Here is a 1474-nt window from a genome sequence, read left to right as displayed (position 1 = left end):
GGCAGTACCGGATCGCCGAGCGCATGGGGATCCCGATCCCGTTCGCCCCTTCCGGCTTCGACGCCTCCGGGTTCAAAGAGATGAACAGCGGATGCTTCGAGGGCATGTTCATCCACCGATCGATCGTGAAGCAGATCGGCCTGCCCGACCCTCGGTTCTTCATCTACTGGGATGACCAGATGTACGGCTGGCTCGCCTCCCGCAAGACCACCGCGGTGATCGTGGACGAGTTCGTTCTGCGACGCACGCGCGAGATCAAGCAGTGGGACATGGGCATCCGCCACATGAACGCGTCGAGCAACGCCTACCGCTTCTACATCATGCGCAACCGCGCCTACATCAAGCAGTACTACCGCGTGCACGACAACTACAACCCGGTGCTGTTCGGCCTCGGCACGTCGATGACATTCGCGAAGGAGATCATCAGGCTCTTCTTCGTCGAGCGCACAGTGCGGGGCACCAGCAACCTGTTCCGCGGGCTCAAGGAGGGCGGCCGTCTCGGTCGCGATCGTTCCTGGCAGCCGATGGCACCACTGGAGGCATGACCCGCATGACCGACGATCAGCAGCCCGAGCTCCGCTGGGCTCCTCTTCCTCCGAAGCCCCGCAACCGCGGACGCATCTGGCTCATCGTCGGGCTGGTCGTGGCCGTGCTCGCGATCATCGGCGTGCTGCTGTTCCTCTTCCTGCCGCGTGCAGAGACGCCGGACCCCGGCGCGAGCGGCACCCCCTCCCCGTCCGCCTCGCCCTCGGAGTCGGCGACGACATCGCCGACGGCCGAGCCGACGGATCCTCCCGTTCAGACCGAGGCTCCTCCTGTCGTCGATCCCAGCGTCGAGGCATTCCGCACGCAGGTCGCTCCGCGGCTCGGGGATGCGGCGACGGGTCTCGACATCGTCTCGGGCTCGAGCGGACAGGATGCGGTCTCGGTCGTCGACCAGCTGCAGTTCGATCTGCAGAGCCTCGCCGACACCCCTGCTCCGTCGTCCATCAGCACTCAGTGGGACGAAGGCCTGTCCACGTACTCGCAGAGCCTCACCGACCTGCGTGACGCCCTGAGCGCCGGGTCGAGCACCGCGGCAGCCCTGGACGGCGCTCGCGCCGCCCTGCAGAGCCTCGACGACCTCGTAGGCCTCTGATCCCGATGACGTGCGCGCCTTCGGGCGCGCACGTCAGGAGTTGTAGTCCGCGTTGTAGCGGTCGAGCACGTCTGCGATGGGAGCGTCGAGCACGAGCGCGCCCTTGTCGAGGTAGAGGCCCCTGGTGCAGAAGCGGCGCAGATCCCGCTCGTTGTGGCTGACGAAGAACAGCGTGCGACCTTCGGCGAGAAGCTCGTCGATGCGCTTGTAGCACTTCTCTCGGAACGCCTTGTCGCCGACGGCGAGCACCTCGTCGACCAGCAGGATCGGCTCATCCAGCTGCGAGACCACGGAGAAGGCCAGACGCACCTTCATGCCGTTCGCGAGATGCTTGTA

Annotated in this window: 1 protein-coding gene and 2 pseudogenes; 2 read left to right on the top strand and 1 reads right to left on the bottom strand. The window is 66.0% G+C overall.

From position 1 onward, the window contains the following. Together J7E68_RS16780 and J7E68_RS16775 are read left to right on the top strand one after the other, a co-directional pair. Nucleotides 1-545: pseudogene (locus tag J7E68_RS16780) on the top strand (glycosyl transferase); the annotation flags it as partial. Continuing rightward, nucleotides 542-1138 (top strand): hypothetical protein, encoded by a 597-nt coding sequence (locus J7E68_RS16775; protein ID WP_251049090.1) that lies wholly within the window; start codon nucleotides 542-544, stop codon nucleotides 1136-1138. The pseudogene J7E68_RS16780 and the gene J7E68_RS16775, both read left to right, overlap by 4 nt. Nucleotides 1139-1171: 33 nt before the next feature. Here J7E68_RS16775 and J7E68_RS16770 read toward each other — a convergent pair. Further along, a pseudogene (locus J7E68_RS16770) lies at nucleotides 1172-1474 on the bottom strand (ABC transporter ATP-binding protein); the annotation flags it as partial.

It is taken from the genome of Microbacterium sp. ISL-103, assembly GCF_018613995.1.
GTDB lineage: Bacteria > Actinomycetota > Actinomycetes > Actinomycetales > Microbacteriaceae > Microbacterium.
This window is presented reverse-complemented; position numbering and strand designations above follow the sequence as displayed.

Coding starts and splice junctions, on each gene's coding strand:
- J7E68_RS16775 (WP_251049090.1), top strand. CDS start 542: ATGACCCGCATGACCGACGATCAGCAGCCCGAGCTCCGCTGGGCTCCT.